The following is a 3,358-nucleotide window of genomic DNA, read 5'->3' on the forward strand; positions in this document are numbered from 1 at the left end:
GCTCCAGCACGGCCACGTCGAGTGCGCCCTCCAGGCGCACCGCCATGGGGACGTTGAAGAGCGAGGTGCCGGGCTGAAGCTGATCAATGAACCAGAGGCGCTGCTGGGCGAAGGAGAGGGGCAGGGGCCGCGAGCGGTCCTGCACCGGGATGAGGCCCTGGGCGGAGTTGCCGGCGACGGCCTTCTGCGCGGCCATCTTCTTGAGCAACTCGGCGCGCTTCTCCGGTGAGAGGTTGGCGATCCGCTTCGACAGCTCGTTGCTCATCTCGTGTACTCCGCACTGGGGGACGCCACTGCGCACGAGCACCACCCGGGCCGGTGGCGCTCGTGAGAACTCCGGCGTGTCGCTGGTGCCGGAGTGCCGCCCTGCGCCGCTCTCCCGGGAGAGGCACGAGGGTGGGTCAAATTCATGCGGGTGAGATTATTCCGCCTACGCGGCTCCTGTCATGAGGGCGGATCAATGCCTACCTGAATGAATTCAGGTATTTGGTGGATTGTGCTGGTTCCCGGAAGACAAGGAGGGAAGGACGTCAGGTGTCCTCCGGAGTGAGGCCTGCTCCCAGCGTCTCCTCCATGCTCGAGGAGAGCGCAGGGGGCAGGTTTCGCGTCTCGGAAGGGCCACGCGCCGCGCGGCAGCGGTCCCCTGTCGAACGACTGTGTTTCAGCCCACCTTCGCCAGCGGCGGCGGCGGTGCGGCCAGCACGGCCAGCGTGGGCACGGTGTAGCCCACGGCCAGGAGGATCTCCGCGATGGCGTCGCCCACGTTGGCCTGCGTGTCGTTGTAGTCGGTGGGCTTGCAGAAGATGCACACCGCCAGGACGGGGCCCTGGAGCGTGAACTCCGCGATCTCCACCTGCGGCACGGGCTTCTCCTGGACGCCCTTCACCGTGACCATGCGCTCCACCAGGGCCTGCTGGAGCACCCTCACGTCCACGCCGTGCATCAGCGGCACCTTGACCGTCATCTTGCGGTACGGGTGGTGGCTGTAGTTGATGATGTTGTCGCTGAACATCTGGTTGTTGCCCACGGCGATCCGCACGTTGTCCGACGTGTCGAGCGTGGTGACGAACAGGCCAATCTCCTGGACGAGGCCCACGACTCCGCCGGCTTCAATCTCTTCGCCCACGCGGAAGGGGCGCAGCACCAGCAGGAAGATGCCCGCGGCGAAGTTGGCCAGCAGCCCGGACCAGGCCGCGCCAATGGCGATGCCCGCGGCGGCGATCAACGCGGCGAAGGACGTGGTCTCCACGCCCATCAGCCCCAGGATGCCGACGATCAGCATCAACGTGAGCGTGCCGGTGAACAGCGAGCCGACGTAGCGGATCAGCGTGGCGTCCAGCTGCCGCCGCTGGAGGCCCATGTCCAGCACCTTGCGGAAGCCGGCGATGATCGTCCGCCCGATGAACCAGATGAACAGCGCCCCAATGACCTTGAGCAGCAACGGGAGCGCTTCGGTCAGGGCAAGTGACTTCAATTGAACGACGATTTCATCCATGGCTCGAACTCCCTTGACCCGGACCGGGCGTGCGCGGGCCTTTTGCACGGGATGGGTCGGGGCATGCAAGCCGGGTTGCATTGAATCCATATTTTTCCAGGAGGGCAGTCCTGACCCGCCCAGGTGCGTGAAACCCGGGCCTTGCGTGGAGGGAGCGCGAGGCGGACGTTGCGGCGCATGCGCCTCTTCCCCGTCGCGGTTTCGTTGTTGCTGAGCGCTTGCACTGCCTCCCGCGTCGCGCTGGCGCCGCCCACGGGCGGGGAGGTGACGGTCTTCATCCATGGGTACCGCGGCTCATTCCTTGCGACGGCGGACGGCGAGCACGAGCGGGCCTGGGTGTCCGTGGGCGACGTGCTGACGCGCGGTGAGCGGTCGCTGGCGCTGCCGTTTCCCGGACAGCGGGAGACGCCGGGCTTCGGGCCGCTTCAGGCGGACGGACCGGTGACGCGCTTCACGGTGCTGCCGTGGGTGGCGCGCTACGACGTCTACAAGGGCTTCCTGGACTTCGGGCGCGAGCGGCTGCCGGGCTTCGTCGTCTTCGACTACGACTGGCGGCAGGACAACCGCGTGACGGCGAAGCGGCTGTGCGCGCTGCTGGATTCGCTCGCGGAGGCGCGGGGCGGCCGGGTGAAGGTGAACCTGGTGGCGCACAGCATGGGTGGGCTCATCACCCTGCACTGCCTGCGCTACGGCACCGGGGACGACACTGGCGAGCCCACGTGGGCGGGCGCGCGGCACGTGAAGCGCGTGGTGTTCCTGGGCACGCCGTTCCGGGGCGCGCCGGGCATGTTCGACGACTTCACCCTGGGCACGCCGGTGGGGCGCAACCGGGCGCTGCTGTCACCGGAGGCGCTCTTCACCTTCGCGTCCGCGTTCCAGCTGCTGCCGGCGGAGAGCGACTTCTTCGTGGACGCGAGCGGCCAGCCGGTGGCGTTCGATGCCTACCGGCCGGACGCGTGGGTCGACGGCGGGTGGGGCGTGTTCCAGGACCCGGCGGTGCGGAAGCTCCCCGCGTATCGCGAGTGGCTGGAGCGCATGCTGGCGGCGCGCTCGGAGCTGGCGCGGGCCCTCGCCGAGCACGATGGACCGCCGCCGCCCTTCCGCACGCTGGCGGTGGTGGGCGTGGGGCAGCCGTTGATCAAGTCGTTCCGGATCATCGGCGGGAAGCCCACGTTCGAGGATCCGGTGCTCGCGGACGGAGACGGTTCGGTCCTGACGGCGAGGGCCCTGCCGCCGCCGCCGATCCACGTGGACCGGATGGAGACGCAGGCGGACCACGTGGGGATGATGGGGGACGAGGAGGTCCAGGAGGCCGTCGCGCGCTTCGTCACCGGCGATTGAGGCGGGGGCAGCTCAGTCGCCCTGGATGGCGGCCTGCCAGTCGCCGTCCGCGGAGATGCCCACGCGCATGCCGATGTAGCTCTTCTCCTTGCGCATGTCGGTGATCATCTCGTCCGGATAGATGCCCTTGAGCAGGGCGAAGTCCGCGTCCGTGGCGTCCTTGCGGAAGGCGGTGGGCCACCAGTAGAGGTTGCCCTCCTGGTAGAAGGGGAGGTTGAGGACGTGGACCAGCCGCGCCAGCACCGGCTGCGGGTTGTCCTTCCACTCCTCCTGGATGCGCCAGGTGGTGGCCATGTCCTGGTCCGGGTCGTAGGAGAAGCGCACGCTCGGGCCCTTCTCGTCGCCCAGCTTCTGGAGCCCCGCGTAGTCGCACGCCACGGCGGCCTTGATGATGCGCTCGCGCATGGACGCCACGGCCGGGGGCAGGGGCTTCGCGGTGGGCTTGGGGATGGGGCTCAGCCGGCTCGCCGAGCACGACGCCGCGGCCGGGGCGCTCGGCTTGGAGGCAGGCGGGGCAGGGGG

The 3,358-nt window shown here is 68.9% G+C and carries 4 protein-coding genes; 1 reads left to right on the top strand and 3 read right to left on the bottom strand.

Going from position 1 to position 3,358, the window contains the following annotated elements; genetic code table 11:
* Both D7W82_RS38900 and D7W82_RS38905 read right to left on the bottom strand, forming a co-directional pair.
* A partial coding sequence (locus D7W82_RS38900; protein ID WP_199727858.1) for a condensation domain-containing protein occupies nt 1–265 on the bottom strand: 265 nt, incomplete at its 3' end.
* 396 nt (nt 266–661) lie between these two features.
* Entirely contained in the window at nt 662–1,495 is an 834-nt protein-coding gene (locus D7W82_RS38905; protein WP_120623081.1) for a mechanosensitive ion channel family protein, read from the bottom strand.
* Between the two features lie 177 nt (nt 1,496–1,672).
* Between D7W82_RS38905 and D7W82_RS38910 the strand changes: the two genes are divergently transcribed.
* Complete coding sequence (locus tag D7W82_RS38910; RefSeq protein ID WP_120623082.1) at nt 1,673–2,836, top strand: hypothetical protein; 1,164 nt, start codon at nt 1,673–1,675, stop codon at nt 2,834–2,836.
* A 12-nt stretch (nt 2,837–2,848) separates the two neighbouring features.
* Here D7W82_RS38910 and D7W82_RS38915 read toward each other — a convergent pair.
* Nucleotides 2,849–3,358, bottom strand: a 510-nt coding sequence (locus D7W82_RS38915) for a hypothetical protein (RefSeq protein ID WP_233588198.1), incomplete at its 5' end; no start/stop codon positions are given.

It is taken from the genome of Corallococcus sp. CA049B, assembly GCF_003611685.1.
In the GTDB taxonomy this organism is placed as follows: Bacteria; Myxococcota; Myxococcia; order Myxococcales; family Myxococcaceae; genus Corallococcus; species Corallococcus coralloides.

Bases quoted from the DNA above. Each gene is read 5' to 3' on its own strand.
- D7W82_RS38910 (WP_120623082.1), top strand. From the start codon at position 1,673: ATGCGCCTCTTCCCCGTCGCGGTTTCGTTGTTGCTGAGCGCTTGCACT.
- D7W82_RS38905 (WP_120623081.1), bottom strand. From the start codon at position 1,495: ATGGATGAAATCGTCGTTCAATTGAAGTCACTTGCCCTGACCGAAGCG.